Source organism: Labilithrix sp. (assembly GCA_019637155.1).
Taxonomy (GTDB): Bacteria; Myxococcota_A; Polyangia; order Polyangiales; family Polyangiaceae; genus Labilithrix.
Genome location: JAHBWE010000015.1, coordinates 173,701 through 191,042 on the forward strand (window position 1 = coordinate 173,701; position 17,342 = coordinate 191,042).

At 72.1% G+C, this 17,342-nt stretch carries 16 protein-coding genes and 1 tRNA gene; 7 read left to right on the top strand and 10 right to left on the bottom strand.

The window, feature by feature from the left end:
* Together KF837_30100 and KF837_30105 are read right to left on the bottom strand one after the other, a co-directional pair.
* Window positions 1–1,038, bottom strand: coding sequence for a tetratricopeptide repeat protein (locus KF837_30100; GenBank protein MBX3231615.1), 1,038 nt, complete (start codon window positions 1,036–1,038; stop codon window positions 1–3).
* Between the two features lie 9 nt (window positions 1,039–1,047).
* Window positions 1,048–3,762 (bottom strand): HD domain-containing protein, encoded by a 2,715-nt coding sequence (locus KF837_30105; protein ID MBX3231616.1) that lies wholly within the window; start codon window positions 3,760–3,762, stop codon window positions 1,048–1,050.
* A 405-nt stretch (window positions 3,763–4,167) separates the two neighbouring features.
* Here KF837_30105 and KF837_30110 point away from each other — a divergent pair, with 405 nt between their 5' ends.
* Window positions 4,168–4,797, top strand: coding sequence for an OmpA family protein (locus KF837_30110; protein MBX3231617.1), 630 nt, complete (start codon window positions 4,168–4,170; stop codon window positions 4,795–4,797).
* Between the two features lie 372 nt (window positions 4,798–5,169).
* Here the strand turns inward: KF837_30110 and KF837_30115 are convergent, their stop codons facing one another.
* Entirely contained in the window at window positions 5,170–5,934 is a 765-nt protein-coding gene (locus tag KF837_30115) for a hypothetical protein (GenBank protein MBX3231618.1), read from the bottom strand.
* 75 nt (window positions 5,935–6,009) lie between these two features.
* On the opposite strand from KF837_30115, the gene KF837_30120 reads away from it, so the two are divergent.
* Together KF837_30120 and KF837_30125 are read left to right on the top strand one after the other, a co-directional pair.
* Window positions 6,010–6,291: a hypothetical protein gene (locus KF837_30120; protein ID MBX3231619.1), complete on the top strand. Its 282-nt coding sequence runs from the start codon at window positions 6,010–6,012 to the stop codon at window positions 6,289–6,291.
* 38 nt (window positions 6,292–6,329) lie between these two features.
* A tRNA-Leu gene (locus KF837_30125) sits at window positions 6,330–6,414 on the top strand.
* A gap of 27 nt (window positions 6,415–6,441) precedes the next feature.
* Here the strand turns inward: KF837_30125 and KF837_30130 are convergent.
* Entirely contained in the window at window positions 6,442–7,689 is a 1,248-nt protein-coding gene (locus KF837_30130; protein ID MBX3231620.1) for an SUMF1/EgtB/PvdO family nonheme iron enzyme, read from the bottom strand.
* A 63-nt stretch (window positions 7,690–7,752) separates the two neighbouring features.
* Between KF837_30130 and KF837_30135 the strand changes: the two genes are divergently transcribed.
* Window positions 7,753–9,249 carry a serine/threonine protein kinase gene (locus tag KF837_30135; protein MBX3231621.1) on the top strand — a complete coding sequence of 499 codons (1,497 nt, stop codon included), beginning with the start codon at window positions 7,753–7,755 and terminating at the stop codon, window positions 9,247–9,249.
* Between the two features lie 2 nt (window positions 9,250–9,251).
* On the opposite strand, the gene KF837_30140 is transcribed toward KF837_30135, so the two are convergent.
* Genes KF837_30140 through KF837_30150 form a run of 3 tightly spaced genes read right to left on the bottom strand, consistent with a single transcriptional unit; the run spans window position 9,252 to window position 11,379 of the window.
* Entirely contained in the window at window positions 9,252–10,010 is a 759-nt protein-coding gene (locus KF837_30140) for a tetratricopeptide repeat protein (GenBank protein MBX3231622.1), read from the bottom strand.
* Window positions 10,011–10,058: 48 nt separating this feature from the next.
* Complete coding sequence (locus tag KF837_30145) at window positions 10,059–11,129, bottom strand: hypothetical protein (GenBank protein MBX3231623.1); 1,071 nt, start codon at window positions 11,127–11,129, stop codon at window positions 10,059–10,061.
* A 58-nt stretch (window positions 11,130–11,187) separates the two neighbouring features.
* Window positions 11,188–11,379: a hypothetical protein gene (locus tag KF837_30150; protein ID MBX3231624.1), complete on the bottom strand. Its 192-nt coding sequence runs from the start codon at window positions 11,377–11,379 to the stop codon at window positions 11,188–11,190.
* 70 nt (window positions 11,380–11,449) lie between these two features.
* Here KF837_30150 and KF837_30155 point away from each other — a divergent pair, with 70 nt between their 5' ends.
* From KF837_30155 to KF837_30165, 3 genes are read left to right on the top strand one after another with little or no spacing between them, the layout of a single operon-like run.
* Window positions 11,450–12,397 carry a tetratricopeptide repeat protein gene (locus KF837_30155; GenBank protein ID MBX3231625.1) on the top strand — a complete coding sequence of 316 codons (948 nt, stop codon included), beginning with the start codon at window positions 11,450–11,452 and terminating at the stop codon, window positions 12,395–12,397.
* A gap of 12 nt (window positions 12,398–12,409) precedes the next feature.
* Window positions 12,410–13,138, top strand: a complete 729-nt coding sequence (locus KF837_30160) for a hypothetical protein (protein MBX3231626.1) — start codon at window positions 12,410–12,412, stop codon at window positions 13,136–13,138.
* 30 nt (window positions 13,139–13,168) lie between these two features.
* Complete coding sequence (locus KF837_30165) at window positions 13,169–13,786, top strand: hypothetical protein (protein MBX3231627.1); 618 nt, start codon at window positions 13,169–13,171, stop codon at window positions 13,784–13,786.
* Here KF837_30165 and KF837_30170 read toward each other — a convergent pair.
* From KF837_30170 to KF837_30180, 3 genes are read right to left on the bottom strand one after another with little or no spacing between them, the layout of a single operon-like run.
* On the bottom strand, window positions 13,739–15,862 hold the full coding sequence (locus tag KF837_30170; protein ID MBX3231628.1) for a cobalamin-dependent protein: 2,124 nt from the start codon (window positions 15,860–15,862) through the stop codon (window positions 13,739–13,741). The genes KF837_30165 and KF837_30170 overlap by 48 nt on opposite strands.
* Window positions 15,859–16,251, bottom strand: coding sequence for a hypothetical protein (locus KF837_30175; protein MBX3231629.1), 393 nt, complete (start codon window positions 16,249–16,251; stop codon window positions 15,859–15,861). The genes KF837_30170 and KF837_30175 overlap by 4 nt, the downstream gene beginning before the upstream one ends.
* Window positions 16,248–17,342, bottom strand: coding sequence for a radical SAM protein (locus KF837_30180; GenBank protein ID MBX3231630.1), 1,095 nt, complete (start codon window positions 17,340–17,342; stop codon window positions 16,248–16,250). The genes KF837_30175 and KF837_30180 overlap by 4 nt, the downstream gene beginning before the upstream one ends.

The window sequence follows — 17,342 nt, forward strand, 5'->3', positions numbered from 1 at the left end:
CTACTTCTTCTTTTTCTGCGCGAGCTCGATCTTCTTCTTCGCCGCCGCGGCCATCGGACCGTCGGGCGAGAGCTTCAGATACGTCTCCCACTCCGCGATCGCGTCGGCGAGCTTGCCCGCGTCGGCGAGCGCGTTGCCGAGCGAGTAGTGCGCGACGGCGTTGTTCGGCTCCTTCGCGACCGCCTCCTTGAAGTCCGCCGTCGCCGCGGGCAGGTCCTTCGACCCGAGCTTGCAGGTGCCGCGATAGATGCGCAGCTCCGCGACGTCCTTCACGCCGATCGCCTTGTCGAGGACGAGGACGCACTGCTTGTAGTCCTTGAGGTTCTTGTACTCGAGCGCGACGGACGCGAGGACGCCCGGATCCGACGCCGCGATGCCGGCCGCCTTCTGGAGCTGCGTCGCGGCCTCCGCCTTCTTGTTGTTGCGCCCGAGGTGCGCGGCGTACGTGACGATCGTGATCGCGTTGTTGGGATCGAGCTTGATCGCCTCCTCGAACTCCTTGTTCGCGGCGGCGGGGTCTTCGCCCTTGCCCGAGAGCGCCATCGCGAGGTTCACGCGGATCGCGGCGCTGCGCGCGTTCTTCGCGACCGCGCGCTTCATCAGCGCGATCGCGTCGTCGAACTTGCCGGCGTCGATCTGGAGCGCGGCGAGGTTCACCGCCGACTCCTCGAGCGCCGGATCGAGCTCGAGCGCCTTCTTGTAGTCCTTCTCCGCCTCCGCCCTCGCGCCGGTCTGGTCGTTCACGACGCCGCGGTAGTGATACGCGTCCGCCTTCTTCGGGTCCTTCTGGATCGCCGCGTCGAACGCCGCCTTCGCGCCCGGCATGTCGCCGGCCTTCAGCGCGGCGATGCCCTTCTTCACGTCGTCGCCGCTCGGCGGCGCGGTCGGGCCGGAGAGCGCGCCGGTCGGCGCGGGCGCGCTCGAGGGCGGATCTTGCGCCGCGCCGGTGGAGGCGGGCGGGGTCTCCGGCGGCTTGCTCTCGCCGCCGCACGCCGCGGTGAGGGCGAGCACGAAGAGACCGGGGATCGAAAAGCGCATCGGGTTCTCCTATTCGGGCCGCGCGGCCGAGGCCGCGACGACGCGCATGCTCTCACGTGCCTCGGGCCCTCCGCGAGCGGCTTCGAGCAGGGCCTCGCGGATCTCTTTGAACCGCGCGCCGGGGGCGACCTTGGCTCCGTCGAGCTCGTTCACGTAGAAGACGTCCGCGACCTTGGTGCCCTCGGTGTTGATCTTCGAGAGCGCGATCGAGAGCCCGAGGTCGTGGAGCGCGCGCGCGAGGCTGTAGAGGAGGCCGGGGCGGTCCTTCGCGAACACCTCGACGACGGTGTGTCGCGGCGATGCGCGGTCGTCGACGACGACCTCGGAGAGGACCGCGGGCGACGGGCGCTCGCGCCACGGCGACGCGCTCCCGACCCGATCGCGCAGGAGCTCGTCGGCCGACCGCTTCCCCGCGCAGAGCTGCTCGAGATCGCGGAGGAGCCGCGGCAGCGCGCGCGCGACGCCGTCGGCGCCGCTCCGTGCGTCGCGGATCCAGAACAGGTCGACCGCCTCGCTCGCCTCGTGCGCGCGGCCGGCGGGGCGGATCCCGCGCGAGTAGACCTGCGCGCCGAGGACCTCGAGCCGCGCGGCCGTGATCGCGGCCGCGATGCGGGCGAGCAGGCCGGGCGCGTCCTCCGCGACGACGCAGAGCTCGCTCACCTCTGGATGGCGCGACGGCACGAGCGCGGCGTGGACGACGGCGTCGGTCGCCGCGCGCTCGATCGCGACGCGGGCGTGCGCGACGATCGACTCCGGCGGGTTCGCGAGGAGGTAGCGGTCCGGCATCGTCTGGAGGAACGCGCCGAGCTCGGCCTTCTTGCCGCTCCACGCCGAGAGCGCCATCGTGCGCACGCGCTCGGTGCGCGCGACGTCGAAGGTGTCGCGCGCGCCGGCGAGGTGCGCGTCGGCGGCGAAGTACAGCTCGTCGAGCATGCGCGCCTTCCACGACGTCATCGCGGTGGGCGAGGTCGTCGTGATGTCCGCGACGGTGAGGAGGTACAGGTTGCGGAGGCCTTCCCTCCCCCGCACGACCGGCACGAACTCCTGCGCCGTGCTCGGATCGTCGAGGTCGCGGCGCGTCGCGGTGTGGTACATCGCGAGGTGCCCGAGCACGAGCGATCGGATCTCGGCCGCGTCGTCGCCGCCCACGCCGAGGCGCGGGAGGATCGCGTCGCACAGCTCGGCGCCGCTCACGGAGTGGTTCTTCCGCGAGCCCGACGCGTCGGGGTAGCCCTTGCCGACGTCGTGGAGCAGCGTCGCGAGGAAGAGCGGGAGCGGCCGCGCGATCTCGGCCGCGAGCCGCGACGCGAGCGGGCGCTCGTGCGCGAGGTCGCCGCGGCAGATCGCGCGGAGGCAGTCGACCGCGGCCACGCTGTGAACGTCGACCGTGTACACGTGGTAGACGTCGTGGTGCACGCGGCCGGTGACGGGCTGAAACTCCGGGATCATCGCGAGGAGGAGCCCGACCTCGTGCAGCTCGCCGACGACGGACCCGCGCTTGAGCGGCGCCTCGGGCACGGTGCACAAGAGCGAGAGGAAGAGGCGCGCGGCCTCCTCGCTCGCGCGGAGGCGCGAGGACCACGTCGGGTCGGCGGCGAAGCGAGCGATGAGATCGCGCGCGAACGGGAGCACCGGCGCGCGCTCGTGAATGCATGCATCATACACGCGTAGCGCGAGCGCGGGATCGTCGAGGAGCGCGTTCGAGTCGACGGTGACCTGCCCGTCGAAGAGGCGCACTCCGTCGCCGAGGTCCTTCTCCACCGGCTTGCCGCGGCGCCTCGGCGGCTTCGCGCGGAGGAGGAGCGCCTCGCGGCTGCGCGACACGACGCGCGCCTGGCCGAAGTAGTCCTGCATGAAGCGCTCCGCCGCCTCCGCGCGCGCCTCCGGCGACGCGCTGGAGGGCGCGGCCTCGATCGCGTCCGACTCGGCGTCGGACTCCGCGTCACCGCCGGGCGGGCTCGACGGCTTGCGCGCGTAGCCGAGCTCGATCGCGATCGTCTCCTGCTGATCGAACGTGAGGCGATCGCTCTTCCGTCCGGCGTGCGCGTGGAGCCGGTTCCGCACGCGCCACAGGAGCTGCTCCGCGCGCGCCATCTCCTGCGCCTCGCGCGGGACGATGACGCCGAGGCGCACGAGCTCGGTCCACGGATCGGCGCCGACGCGGTACCGCGCGCGCGCGGCCCAGCGCGCGATGTCGATGTCGCGCAGGCCGCCCGCGCCGGACTTCACCTCCGGCTCGAGGAGGTAGAGCGACTCACCGAAGCGAGCGTGCCGCGCGGTCGCCTCTTCTTCGAGGCGCTCGACGAAGCGCCCGAGCTCACCCTCGCTGAAGAGGCCGAGGTACGCGCGGTCGACGAGCTCCTGCACGAGGCCGCCCTCGCCCGCGATGACACGGAGATCGAGGAGCGACGTCGCGGTCGCGAGATCGGTTTGCGCGAGCTCCAGCATCTCGGACTGCGATGTGACCTGGTGCCCCACTGACAGGCCGGCGTCCCACAATGGATAGAGGAGAGCGTCGGCGACCTTGGCGGCGGCGGCCTGGCGGCGGGCGCCGTCCTTCGTGACGAGGCGGACGTCGATGTCGGATCGCAGGGCGACAGCCCCGCGCCCGTAGCTCCCAACCGCGGCGAGGGCGATCGGCTCGGTCACGCCGGTCTTGGCGAGGGCGAGGTCGAACATGCCTAGAAGGAGCTCGTCGAGCATCCCGGCCCGCCGGCGCCCCATCCGCACCCCGTCCAGGTGCTCGTCTTTCCTCTCTTTTTCCGCGCGCCCGGGCCGCCGGCGCGCGGACGCGGCGAGGAGGTCTTCGTCGAGGGCCGCCCAGTGGCCGGCCACGCGGGCGGCCACGTCGGCGCTGAATCGACCGGGCTTACCTCCGTCCAAAGCAGGCTGACGCTAGCACACGGCTAGCGAGCGAACGGGCCGCACCCCGCGGACCATTTTGTCGTAGCCCTTCCCAACCGGGCGGGTTTCTCGTAGCGTCTCGCCAGCTCAAACAATGGGGCCCCGTCATTTGCGCGGGGCGGGAGCTCGGGGGCACCGCCCTCGAACCCCGAGGAAGAGCGCCGGCCGTGGCCATCGCTCGTCGAGTTTGGCCGAACGTTCGGCATCTGAGGAGGCATCATAGTCATGTCCAAGAAGGTCATCTTCCCGCTTATGGCGGTGTTTGCGTTGAGTGTTGGCGTTGGTTCGCTCGGCTGCCAGGCCGAAGCCAAGATCGGTAACGCGGAGCCGAAGGCCGCGACGCCGCCCCCGCCGGAGCCCCCGCCGCCGCCCGCGTCGACGCCCGCGCCGGAGCCCCCGCCGCCGGCGCCGATCAAGTCGACCGGCAAGGCAAAGGTCGAGGGCGACACGATCAAGATCCCGGGCAAGATCCACTTCAAGGTCAACAGCGCCGTCATCGAGGAGGACAAGGAGACGAAGGAAATCCTCCAGACGGTCGCGGACGTCCTGAAGGAGAACACGCAGATCACGAAGCTGCACATCGAGGGTCACACGGACGCGGACGGCGGCCACGACCACAACCAGAAGCTCTCGCAGGACCGCGCCGACGCGGTCGCGAAGTGGCTGACGGAGAAGGGCGGCGTCGACAAGGGCCGCCTCGATCCGAAGGGCTGGGGCGAAGAGCGCCCCCTCGCGAAGAACGACACGCCGGCGAACAAGGAAACGAACCGCCGCGTCGAGTTCAAGATCTGGGAAATCAACGGCAAGCCGACCGACGCGCAGAAGAACGACGCCGCCCCGCCCGCGGCGAAGTGAATCCCACCCCGGCCAAGCCAACCTGATCACGGCGCGCTTTCGAAAGAGAGCGCGCCGTTTTTTTCTACAAACGCGGGGCTTCGGCCCTGCCCGGCGTCCGCTTGGAAGCGGAGGCTTGGGCGCGCGAGGGGGGTGCTTTGGCACGGTGGTGCCGCGAGGCGTTGCTAACGGCAGATCCTCACAGCGCCCCAGACCGACGACGTAGCGGCGTACTGGCTCGCCGTGCGGGCCATTAAATCGCTCCCTGAAGCGACCGCACCGCGAGGGCGAGAGGCGGGCAAGGCCCCAGAAGCAACCCGAGCGCAGAGCGCGAGGGCCGTGTCTGGGGCCTGGGGGTGTCGGGGGCGAAGCCCCTGACCGCAACAGCGCCTGCTAGGTGCCGCCGAAGTCCTTGCAGGTGCCGGATTCGCTTGGGTAGAGGCGCGTGCCGCAGGCGTTCGCGGTCGGGTTGCAGTAGGTGCTCGCGCACTGGTCGTCGTCCGTGCAGGGCTGGCCGGTCTGCGCGATCGCGATGCAGGTCGTGCCGTTGCAGAACGCGGTGTCGATGCACGGCGTCTCTGCGTTGCAGGCCTCGCCGAGGGCGCGCGCCTTGCGGCAGAAGCGCGAGCCCGCCGGGCCGTCGCAGAAGAGACCGTCGTCGCAGATGTCGCCGGCGTTGTTGCAGGCGTCGGCCTCCTTGCGCGCGGTCTTGTCGGCGCAGAAGCCCTTCTGCAGATCGCACACGAGGCTGCCGCTGCAGTCGTACTCGTTGGCGCACGGCTCCGACTTGTTCTTCGCGCCTGCGAAGACGCGGGCGCAGGCGTCGTTGCGCGCGTCGAGCTTCGCCTTCGAGGTCGGCTCGTTGTACGCCGCCGTCGTCGCCGCGAGGCAGGCGTCGACGCGGGCCGACGTGTACCCGCGGCCCTGGCCCGTCGCGCGCGAGGACGCGTCCAGGCAGGCCGCCTTTCGCGCGTTCTTGCATGCGTCGGGAGTGACCGCGCACTTGCCCGCGGTGTCCTTGCATTCGGTGTCGGCGACGGCGGCGCAGAACGCGTCCGTCGAGGGGTACTTGTCGACCGGGTCGTCGTCGCCACACGCGGCGACGCAGACGGCGGCAGGGGCGAGCAGCATCAACAATCCAAGCGTCTTGCGAATCATCAGGCCTCCAAGCTCAGTCGGTGAGTCTCTTCGTTTTCGGCCCAAGGAGCAATTGTCCGCATGGTTCCGATGGGCATGAAGCTGACCCTGGTGACTTCGACGATGGCGGCCCTCGCCCTGTTCACCCTCTCCTCCTCGGCCGGGGCGCAGACGCAGACGACGCGGACCGCCGACTACACGGAGCAAAAGGACCTCGCCGGCGATCAGGTCGTGAAATTCACGGGCGACGAGCTCGGCGGCCTGACGGGCGACGCGGATGGGCTCATCAAGGTGCGGACCGGTCCCGTGAAGGTCCCGCTCATCCGCCCGCGGCTGAACTTCGTCCCGGAGCTCTTGAAAAGCGTCGAAAATCTCTAGTCCTGCGGCGCGCGAACGGTTATGTATGCCGCGCCTTCGCGAAGGTGGCGGAATTGGCAGACGCGCTGGTTTCAGGTACCAGTACCGCAAGGTGTAGGGGTTCAAGTCCCCTCCTTCGCACCACAATCGACCGCCGCGCCATGAGCGCGGTCAGTTTAGCGGGTCGGCGCAGCAGCGGAAGCCGATGTCGTTCTGGCTCGTGTTGATCGGGACGTCGGCGTACTTGCCGGTGGGGCCGATGTTGCAGCGGTCGTAGATGCCGGGGTTGCCGGCGCGCGCCGAGCCGCCCCGGACCAGGCACCGGCGGAGGCCCTCGCGGAGCTCGCACGCGTCCTCCCACTCCCAGACGTTGCCGACCATGTCGCAGACGCCGGCGTCCGTTCGGCACGTCGGGCGGTTGCAGACCGTCGGGGCGACGTCGGTGTCGACGTTGCAGCTCGCGGAGAGCTGGTCCTCCGCGTTGCCGTAGGGGTACGTCGTCGCGCCGAGGTTCGAGCAGGCGGCGTACCACTCGCTCACCTCCGGGTTGACGTACGCGCCGTAGTCGAGCTGCGTGCGCTCGCCGATGCGACCGCATAGGTGCTTCCCCTTCCAGGCGCAGTACGCGCGCGCATCGCACCAGTCCGCGCACGTCATCGGGACGTCCGGTCTCGTCGCCGGGTCGAGCTGGAAGACCGGCCGGCTCAGCTCGCACTCGGGCGAGCCGCCGGGGTCCTGCGGCTTCGAGAAGTCGGTGTTGAACGCGCACTCCGGCGGCTGCGTGCTCGCGTCGGCGGCCGTGCTCTTCAGGAACTCGTCGTAGGCGCTCGTCGTGACCTCGGTCGTGTCGATGCAGAAGCGCTTTCCTCCCGGCGTGGCGATCAGCGTCATCTCGCGCGGCGCGCCGGGACACCGCGTGGCGACCGGCGGGCCGCCGTCGCCGGCGTCGCCGCCGCCGTCTCGCTCCTCGGCGCCGCTGCACGACGGCGCGCTCGGGACCGTGCCCGTGAAGTCGGTCGTCGTCGTGACGTCGGCGCACGTCGCGCCGCACGCGCGGCAGAGCGACAGGTGCACGAGCGTGCTCTTGCCGTCGGTCATGCGGACGACGGCGGTGCGGCGGAGCACGTCCGCGCCGCCGCGCTTCGCGACCGCGACGATGGTCAGGTCCGCGCTCGGGTTGCTCCCGGCCTGCACGCTGAAGCTGAGCGGGAGCGACGCGGCCTCGGCGGAGCGATCGCCCGCGTTGCCGTTCGGGCCGGTCACCGTCACGTCGACGCGATCGACGTCGGAGGGCGCGAGGTCGGTGTCGACGACGATGACGACCTGCGTGAGCTCCGAGCAGTCCGTCGCCGCGACGACGGCGCCGCTCGCGAGGAGCGAGAGCAGCGCGAGGCGCGGGAGACTTCCGCGGAGGGCCATCGTAGGCGGACGATACTGCGTTCGTCGTGGGCGCGCGACTGTGCGAACATCTCGGGTCAGCGCATGCCGTCGGTCGGGGACACGCTCGGACGTTACGAGCTCCTCGCGCGCCTCAAGGCGGGCGGGATGGCGACGCTCTTCGTCGGCAAGCGCGTCGGCGCGGCCGGGTTCGCGCGGCCCGTCGCGATCAAGGTGATCCACTCCCACCTCGCCGACGATCCGAAGCTCACGCGGATGTTCATCGACGAGGCGATGCTCTCGGCGAAGATCCAGGACCCGCACGTCGTCCACGTCGAGGAGTTCGGCGAGTCGGACGGCACGTACTACCTCGTCATGGAGCTCGTCGCCGGCGTCTCGCTCGGCGAGCTCCTGCGCGCGCTGCGGACGAAGAAGCGCGCGCTCAGCGTCGACGTCGCGGTGTGGCTCGCGGCGCAGGTCGCGGCCGGGCTCCACGCCGCGCACGAGTCGTCGACCGAGACCGGCGAGCCGCTCGGGATCGTGCACCGCGACGTGTCCCCCCAGAACGTGCTCCTCGCCTTCAAGGGACACGTGAAGCTCATCGACTTCGGGATCGCGAAAGCGCAGTCGAAGGACACGCAGTCGTCGGTCGTGCGCGGCAAGGTCGCGTACATGCCGCCCGAGCAGGCGCGCGGCGAGGAGATCGATCGGCGCGCCGACGTCTACGCGCTCGGCGTCATCCTCTGGGAGATGCTCACGATGCGGCGGCTCTTCGACGCCGAGAACGAGTTCGTGCTCCTCGACATGGTGCGAAACCCGAAGGTCGTGCCGCCACGCGAGCTCGTCCCCGCGATCCCGCCGGCGCTCGACGCGATCGTGATGGAGGCGCTCGCGCCGGATCCCGCCGCCCGCATCGCGACCGCGGAGACGCTGCGGATCCGGCTGCTCGAGGCAGTGCCGGCCGCGAGCACGAAGGGATCGAGCCAGCTCGCGGCCCTGCTCGCCGCGACGATGCCGGACGCGATCCAGAGGTCGCGCGACCTGCTCAAGGACGTGCTCGCGGCCGAGGGCGGCAGCGGCGAGCGCTCGGTGCCGCCGCCCGCGGCCGCGCCGGCCGAGGCGCTCGAGACGCTCACCGTCGCGCTCGACGAGGTGGAGCTCGAGGCCCAGCGCCGGCGGAGCCGCGAGAGCATGCCCGAGCGCGCCGCCGACGCCGGCACCGGCGCGATCCCGATCGAGCTCGAGTCGCAGCCGAGCGTGGAGCGGCCGGCGCGGCGGGGCGTCGGTCTCGTCCTCGGCCTCGGCGCGCTCGTGGGGATGGGCCTCGTCGCCGGTGTCTTCGCCTACCGCGCGACGACGCCGCCGCCCGCCGAAGCGCCGCCGCCACCACCGCCGCCGCCTGTGACGAGCGTCGTCGAGATCGAGAGCGTGGACGCCGGGCCCGCGGTCGCGCCGCCGACGCCGCCACCGCCGCCGTCGGCGGAGCCCGTCGCGTCGACGCGTCGTTCGACGAGGCCGCGGACGGGACCGAGGCCGGCGGCGCCCGCCGCGTCGAACGTCGAGATGCACGAGAGCACGCCGATCTTCAAGCGCGGGCCGTAGCGCTACGGCAGCACGATGCCCGGGACGCTGCCGCGGTAAGGATCGTCGGCGCGGCAAAAGACGGTGACGCAGAGGGTCGCCGTCGTCGCGCCGGCGACGACCACGCCGGCGATCACCCAGAACCACGGCGAGCTCGTGATCGGCCGCTCGCGCGGGCGCTCCGGCGTCGTGACGACGGGCTTGTCCGGCGCCGGCTTCGGCTGGAGCACGATCGAGACGTTCTCGGACGCGCCCTCGGCGAGGGTGACGGTGAGGTGCGCGGGCTCCCAGCCGGGCCGCGTCGCGGTGATGGAGCGCTTTCCCGGGTTCACGGGGTAGTCGACGCCGAGCGCGGCGGGCGCGAGCACGGCGCCGTCGACCTCGACGCGATCGGCGGCGGTGGCGGCGGCGACGTCGATGCGGACGTGCGCGAGGCGCGGCTCCGCCTTCTTCATCGCGCCCTCGACCAGCGCGGCCTCCTCCTTCGTGAGGTCGCCGCGCTTGAGGCACTGCCGGTAGTGCTCGACGCCCGCGACGATGTCGCCGGTCTTCACCTCCGCGCCGGCGAGGTTCGCGAGGATGATCGTCGACGACGGATAGAGCGCGTGCGCGCGGGAGAACGCGTCGAGCGCCTCCGCCCAGCGCTCCTTCGCCGCCTCGGCGACGCCGGTCCGGTAGAGCGTGTTCGCGACGCGGACGTCCGCTGCGCTCGGCTCCGCGTGCGCGGTGCCCATGAGCGCGACGACGAGCGCGCAAGCGAGGAGGATCCGGGCGAGCGACATCGGCCTCGCAGTATCGCAGCCTGCGCGGCCGGATCCGAGCGCGTCGTGTCAGAGCTTCGTCGAAGCGGTGACGAACCCGCCGAGGACGCGGCGCGCGAGGTCGCTCGCCTCCTTCGCCGCGGGGAGCTTCGCGTGGTCGGTGGACGGCAGCTCGACGTGCTCCACGCAGCTCGGGTGCCGCCCCGACTCCTCGCTCACGAGGACGTCGTTGACGCCGCGCATGCAGCGGTACGCCGGCGCGCGCGGGAGCTTCTCCTCCGCCGCGAGGAGGAGGTTCGGCCACGTGTCCGTCCCCGATTCGCCGCAAGGCATGAACTTCGTCTGCGCGAAGACGCCGTTGCGATCGAGCTCGGCGAGCTCCTTCGCCGACATCCAGGGTTTGTTGGCCTCGTTGATGATCGCCTCCGCCGACGCGAACGGGACGCCGAGGTGGGGCGTCGCGAGGAAGAGCACGCTCTCCACCTTCTCCGCGCCGCCGACGAACGTGATGAACGAGCGCGTGACGAGGCCGCCCATGCTGTGCGTGACGATGTCGACCTTCGCCGCGCCCGTCGCGCGGAGCACGCTGTCGACCATCTGCGCGAGGTCGTTCGCGAACTCGTGCTCCGTCCCGTCGTCGTAGACCGTCGCGCTCGGACGGATGTGCCCCTTCCCCGCCGGCGCCGCGCACGTGAAGTCGCCGTTGCTCCCGATCCGACCCGGGCCTGCGGTGTAGGAGCCGCGCTTGTCGGTTTTTGCATGTTTCACGTAATAGTCGAAATTGAAGAGCCAGGACCGGCGCGGGACGCTCTTCGCCTCCCAGGCCTGGTGGTCCTCGGTGCCGACCGGCTGCCAGTCGTCCCAGCGCTCGCCCTCGACGAGCATGCGGTCGAGCAGCACCTTCCCGTCGTCGATGCTCCCGGTGTGGCCGTGGATGAAGATGACGGGCCGCTCCGCGCACGGGCTCTTGGGGCACGGGAGCGCGTCGGAGACGGGCGGCGGGGGCGGCTCGCTCGTGTCGACCGGCGAGACGGGCACGGGCTTCGGGCCGGCGTCGACCGCCTCGCGCGCGGGCGGCGAGGACGCCGGCGCGTCGTCGGAGCACGCGACGGCGCCGACGAGGATCGCGAGCACTGCCACCACGCCGCGCACCCAGGTGGGTTAGCACGCCTCACCTCACGTGGGTAGGCGCCCGGAATTACGGCTCATTTGCCGCAGCCGCGTCGGTGACCTTGTCGTTGGAGCTGACGGTGCCGGCGGAGGGCTTCGGCGCGGCCGCCGCCTCGGCGCGCTCGGCGACGGTCTTCTCCGTCGGCCGCTCGGAGGCGCTTCGGTCGCACGCGGCCACGAGCAAGAACGCCAAGGACGCGAGGCAGAGGGAACGAGCCATGAACGCGAAGCGTGCAACGTTCGTGCGAGCGGCGGTCGTTTCGCGGTATCTCTGGGGCATGCGTTGGGACATGCGCTCCGCACTCGTCGTCGCCGCGCTCGTCGTCGGGATCCCCGCCGTCGCGTACGCGGAGCCGACGCCGCAGGACATCTCGCAGGCCCGCGATCTCGGGCAGCAGGGGCAGGCCGCGTACGAAGCGGGGAACTTCGCGGAGTCGGAGCGGCTCTTCACCGCCGCCTCGAACCTGTACCCCGCCGCCCCGACGCTGACGCTCGGCGCGGCGCGCGCGCAGGTGAAGCAGGGCAAGCTCGTCCTCGCGCGCGAGAGCTACAACAAGATCATCCGCGAGCAGGGCAACAATCCGAGCGCGTCGCAGGCGTTCAAGGACGCCGTCGCCGCGGCGCAATCCGAGGTCAACGACGTGGCGGCGAAGATCGCGCGCGTCACGATCAAGATCGAGGGCGGCGCCGAGAACGCGCGCGTCACGATCGACGGCGAGACCGTTCCGCCGGCCGGCCTCGGCGTCGCGCGGCCCGTCGATCCGGGGAGCCACACCGTGAAGGCGGAGGCCCCCGGCTACACCCCCGGCGAGACCACGTTCGAGGTCGCGGAGGCGGGGAGCGCCGAAGCGACGCTCTCGTTGACCAAGGTGCCCGACGCGCCTCCGCCGCCGCCTCCTGCCGGCGGCGCCGTGACCGCACCACCGAAGCGCGATCGCACGCTCGCGATCGTCGCGCTCGGCGTCGGCGGCGCGGGGCTCGTCTTCGGCGGCGTCACCGGCGCGCTCGCGATGAGCAAACACGGCGACCTCGACACGCAGTGCCCCGCCGGCCGCTGCCCGCCGAGCGCCTCCGGCGACGTCGACAGCTTCCGGACGATGGCGACGCTCTCCACCGTCGGCTTCATCGTCGGCGCGGTCGGCGTCGCGGCCGGCGCGGTGCTCTGGTTCACCGCGCCGAAGAAGCAGACCGGGTTCGAGTGGCACCCGTACGTCGGCGGCGTCGCGGGTCGCTTCTGACGGCATGAAGGCATGAAGGTCGAGCGCGCTTCGGTCTGGGCCGAGGCCGTCTTCCACGTGCTCGCCCACGTCGACGTGCCGTTCGCGTCGTCGTGCTTCGATCCTGTGTATATTGCATGGATCCGGGAGCGCCTCGGACGCCCGGTCGAGACGCTCGCGCACGAGATGTTCGCGCTCACGCACGACACGTTCGCCCGCGCGCAGGCGCTCGCGTGGGTCTTCGGCTCGGCGGACGAGAACCGACGCTGGAGCGATCGCGACCTCGACGAGATCGAGGTGCACGACGACGAGGCGCTCCACGTCGCGCGCGCGGCGGGGGCGTTCGCGGAGGTGCTCCGCGCCACCGCGGAGCTCGAGATGCCCGATCTCGAGGCGCTGGCGCCGGCTCCGTTCGACGCGGCCGCGCTCGAGCGCGCGCTCCACGCGGTGCTCCCCGCGGCGCCCGCGCTCGCCGGCTTCACCGTCGCGGTGACGCCGCCGCTCCCGCGCCGAGGCCGCGTCCACCGGCGCGTGATCTTCGCCGGGGTCCCCGGCGTCGCCGGCGCGACGAACGAGCACGTCGCGTGGCAAGCGGCGCACGAGGCGACCGTGGTCGAGGCGGCCCGCGACCACGACGCGTTCCTCGCGGTGGAGCGCGAGGCGATCCAGCGCCTGCGCGCGCGCGCCGGCGCGGCCGGCCTCGCCGGCGCGCACGCGGCGTGGCTCGCGACGCTGGACCTCCGCGCGCTCGGTCCGCTTTGAGCGCGGCGACGCCTCTGCGATACTCGTCGGATGTTTCGGCTTCGCAGCGTCGCGCTCGCGCTCGCGCTGACCGCGTGCGGCGGCGCGATCGCCCCGACGTCGAGCGACGAGCCGGAGGCGACGCCGGCGACGCCGACGGAGAGCCCACCGTCACGCCCTTCCAAGCCGCCTTCCTCGCTTCCGCCGCCGCCGCCTCGCGTCGACCCGGCGCCTCCGTCGCCGTTCGCGCCGAGCGGCGAATGCGCGACGTACACGGCGGGCTCGGCGAGCCTCGGCGCGGGCGACTTCGGCTGCCAGGTCGTCACGCGCGAGGGCGCGTCGTTCCGGCACGTCACGACCGGCTCCGCCGGCGGCGCGGAGCTCGACGACGAGACGCTGGTCCTCTGGTGCGGAGAGGGCACGCGCGTCTTCTTCCAGGCGGCGCTGCGCTGCTTCCAGGGCAGCGGCGACTACACGATCGCGCCGGGCGACCTGAAGCTCGGCGACGAGCTGTCGAACCGGAGCTGCACGGTCTCGCTCCAGCTCGGGAGCGACCACGTTCGCGGGTTCATCTCCTGCGACGACCCGCTCGACGATCCCACCGACATCTTCGCGCAGACGCTAGCGCCCGTGGGCATCGGCTCCTTCATGCTGAAGCGCGCGTTCTGAGCGATCGCGGACGTAGACGACGGGGCCGAGCGCCCGGCGCGCGATCGCGCCGTCCGCGTCCTTGTCGACGACGACGAGCTGGCCGCCCGCCGGCGCGACGAGGCGGCCGCCGGGCGCGAGCGCTTCGAGCCACGCCGCGGGGATCGCGCCGACGTCGAAGCCGGCGACGACCTTCCGCGCGCCGCGCCAGAGCGCGACGTCGTGCGCGTCGCCCGCGACGACGTGCACGTTGCTCGGGCACTGCGCGCGCGCGACCGCGGAGAGGGTCGGGTCGATCTCGATCGTCGTCACCGCCCGCGCGACGCGCGCCGCCAGCGCGGCGCCGTAGCCGCTGCCGCCGCCGAGGTCGACGAGCTCGTCGTCCGCGCCGAGCTCGAGCGCGCGGAACGCGGCGGCGTAGGCGTGGAACGCGGACACCGTCGCGAGCCCCGAGTCGTCGAGCGCGAGCGCGCGATCGCGATGCACCTCCGGCAGCGCGTCGATCGGGACGAACCGCTCGCGCGGCACCTCGACGAGCGCCCGCGCGACCGCGTCCTCCTCCGCGCCGTAGAGCTCCGCCCGCGCGGCCCGCGAGGCGCGCGCGAACGCGGCGTCGTCCTCGATCCGCGCCGGCTCCGCGTCATCGAGCAACGTCGACCAGAGTCGATCGAGGCCGAGCGTGCGCGCCTCCTTCTCCGGACGCACGAGGTCGATCTGCTCGGCGATCGCGCGGCGGAAGTAGTCGGGCGCGGGTCCGCCGTAGCAGAACGCCTTCGCGATGCCGGCGACGAGCGGACGAAACAGCTCGTGACGGAGCGCGAGGCAGCGGCGGAAGTCGAGGTCGTGCGAGGGATCGACCCACTCGGAGAGGAAGTCCTGATCGCCGTCGTGCCACCACGGGTAGCGCTTCACGCGCACGCCGGTGGACGCCTGCCAGTCCGCGAACTCCTCGTCGATCGGCGAGCCGGGGTAGAGCCGGAACGGATCGACGGAGAGGAAGCCGGTCGTCCCGCCGGGCCCGAGGAAGAGCCGCTCGAGGTACTTCACGGTGGTGCGGATCGACCGCTCCGTCTCGCCGGGGTGGCCCACGATGACGTTCGCGCCCCACGGCACGTCGAGCTCCCGCGCCCACCCCGCGACGCGCATCATCTGATCGAGGTAGTCCGAGAGGCGGCCGACCTTGCGGATGCGGCGGACCTGCTCCGGATCGCCCGACTCGAGGCCGAACCCGGGCGCCACGTTCGCGCGCGCCATCAGCGCGATGTCCTCGCGCTCGAGGAGGTCGATCCGGACGAGGAGCCAGACCTTGCGCGCGCGGATCGGCCGCGCCGCGAGCGCCTCGAGGAACGTGCGCCGCCACGCCGTCTTCATCCCGAAGAGCGCGTCGGCGATGAACAGCGTCCAGCGCGACAGATCGAGGAACCGATCGAGGCGGTGCATCTCCTCCACCGCCTGGAGCGGCTCGAGCGCGCGCCACGAGGTGTCTCGCTTCGCGCGTTCCATGCAGAATGCACAGTCGTAGGGACAGCCGCGCGAGAGGTAGATCTCGGCCTGCGCCGCGACGCTGCGCGCGACCGGCCGGTAGCGATCGAGGAGCGTCCAGTCGACGGGGGGCATCTTGCCGGGGTCCGCGACCGCCTCGGGGCCGAGGACGCGGAGGAGCGGGCGCCGCCCGGTCTCGAGCGCGGACGCGAGGCGCGCCATCGGCCCCTCCCCGTCGCCGACGACGACGTAGTCGAACGCGGTCCCTTCGAAGTCGGCGGGGCGCGCGCTCGCGTGGTAGCCGCCGGTCACGAGCCAGGCCTTCGGGAGGAGCGCGCGGACGCGGCGCGCGAGCTCGACGACCTTGAGGTAGTCGTACGACGAGTAACACGCGATGCCGACGAGGTCGTAGCCCGGCGCGGTGAGGCGCGCGAGGTCGACCGGCCCGAACGCGCGCTCGATGTCGAGGTCGACGACGTCCACGTCGACGCCGGCGGCGGCCTTCATCGCGCTCGCCATCGCGAGGATCTGCGGCACGCCGAAGTTCGCGCCGCCGCCGAAGAGACCGCCCGGCCAGACGAGGAGCGCGCGCGGCCGGTCGCGGCGCGCGGTCATTTCTTGGTGCTGTCCGGCGGTCTCACCGGCGTCAGGCACGGTTGCGGCCGCGGCGGCGGCGGGCCGGCGTCTTCCCGTTCCGGGTTCGCGACCGAGAGGCACGGGTGCGGCGCCGGCTCGGGCAACTTCATGGTCGTGCTGCCCGCGTCGACGGGGGGCTGCGGCGGCGGCGCGAGGCACGGCTGCGGCGCGGCGGCGGCGTCGGGCTTGTGGTCGATCGGCACCGCGAGGCACGGCCCCGGCGCGGCCTCGGGGTTGTAGTCGATCGGCACCGCGAGGCACGGCTCGGGCTTGTCCGCCGGCTCCTTCTGGCAGGCCACGCCCGCGAGCGCGGCGGCGATGAAGGACGCGCGGCGCGCGAGGATCTTGCTCTTTGCGTCGTCGCTCATCGGATCACCTCGAGCCGGATCGGCTTCTTCTTGCGCTCGTGCTCGAGGCGCGCGCCGAACTCGTCGTCGACGTGCTGCCAGACGAACGGGTCCGGTACGTCGCGCGCGCCGAGCACCCACTCCGAGGCCGCGCCGCAGCCGCCGCCGCACGACGACGCGTGGCTGCAGCCGGCGCAGAACTCCGGGAGCGTCCGCTTGTAGTCGCGGACCTCGCTCCCGGTCACGATCGCGGCGACGTCGGTCTCGAGCACGTCGCGATCGCCGCCGAGCGCCGATCCATGCAGAGTGCAATGACGGAGGCGGCCGTCGGGCCCGAGCGCGAACTCCTGGTACTTGGTCCCGATCGCGCAGGTGCCGAACTCGAGCGGCGCGAGCTCCTCGACCTCCACCGCGCACGGCGGCACCGGCATCGTGCAGGTGAAGCGCATCGGATCGTCCGCGAGCTTGGCGAACGGGATCGCCTGGCGGAACGCGACGAGGAGGTCGTCGCGCGAGGGCAGGAGCTCGGCGGCGTGGCGCGCGGCGTAGCCCGCCGGGCTGAAGCGCGAGAGCGCCATGTGGCGGACGCCGAGCGAGCGGAAGAGCGCGATGATCTCGCCGAGGCGCGCCGCGTTCTTCCGCGTGATGACGGTGCACCCGACGACGGGCACGCCCGCGCGCTTCATCGCCGCGATGCCGGCGATCGTCTTGTCGAAGTGGCCCTTGCCGCCGACGTGCGCGTCGTGGAGCTCGGCGTTCGGGCCGTCGAGCGTGCATTGCACGTACGAGACCTGGTACGGCGCGAGCCGCGTCGCGATCGCGTCGTCGATGAGCCCGCCGTTCGAGATGATCTGGATGCCGACCTTCTGCGCGCGGACGAGGTCGAGCAGCTCGAAGATGTCCTTCCGCGCGAACGGCTCGCCGCCCGTGATCGTGACGTGGTCGACCTCGATCGCTGAGAGCACCTTCTCGACGCGCGCGTGGAGCTTCTTCTGCGCGCCCGCCTCCATCCCGGCGCCGTTGTCCTCGCGCCACGCGTTGTAGCAGTAGTCGCACTTCTGCTGGCAGTGCGCGGTGACCTCGATCGCGACGGAGTAGACCTTCGGCCGCAT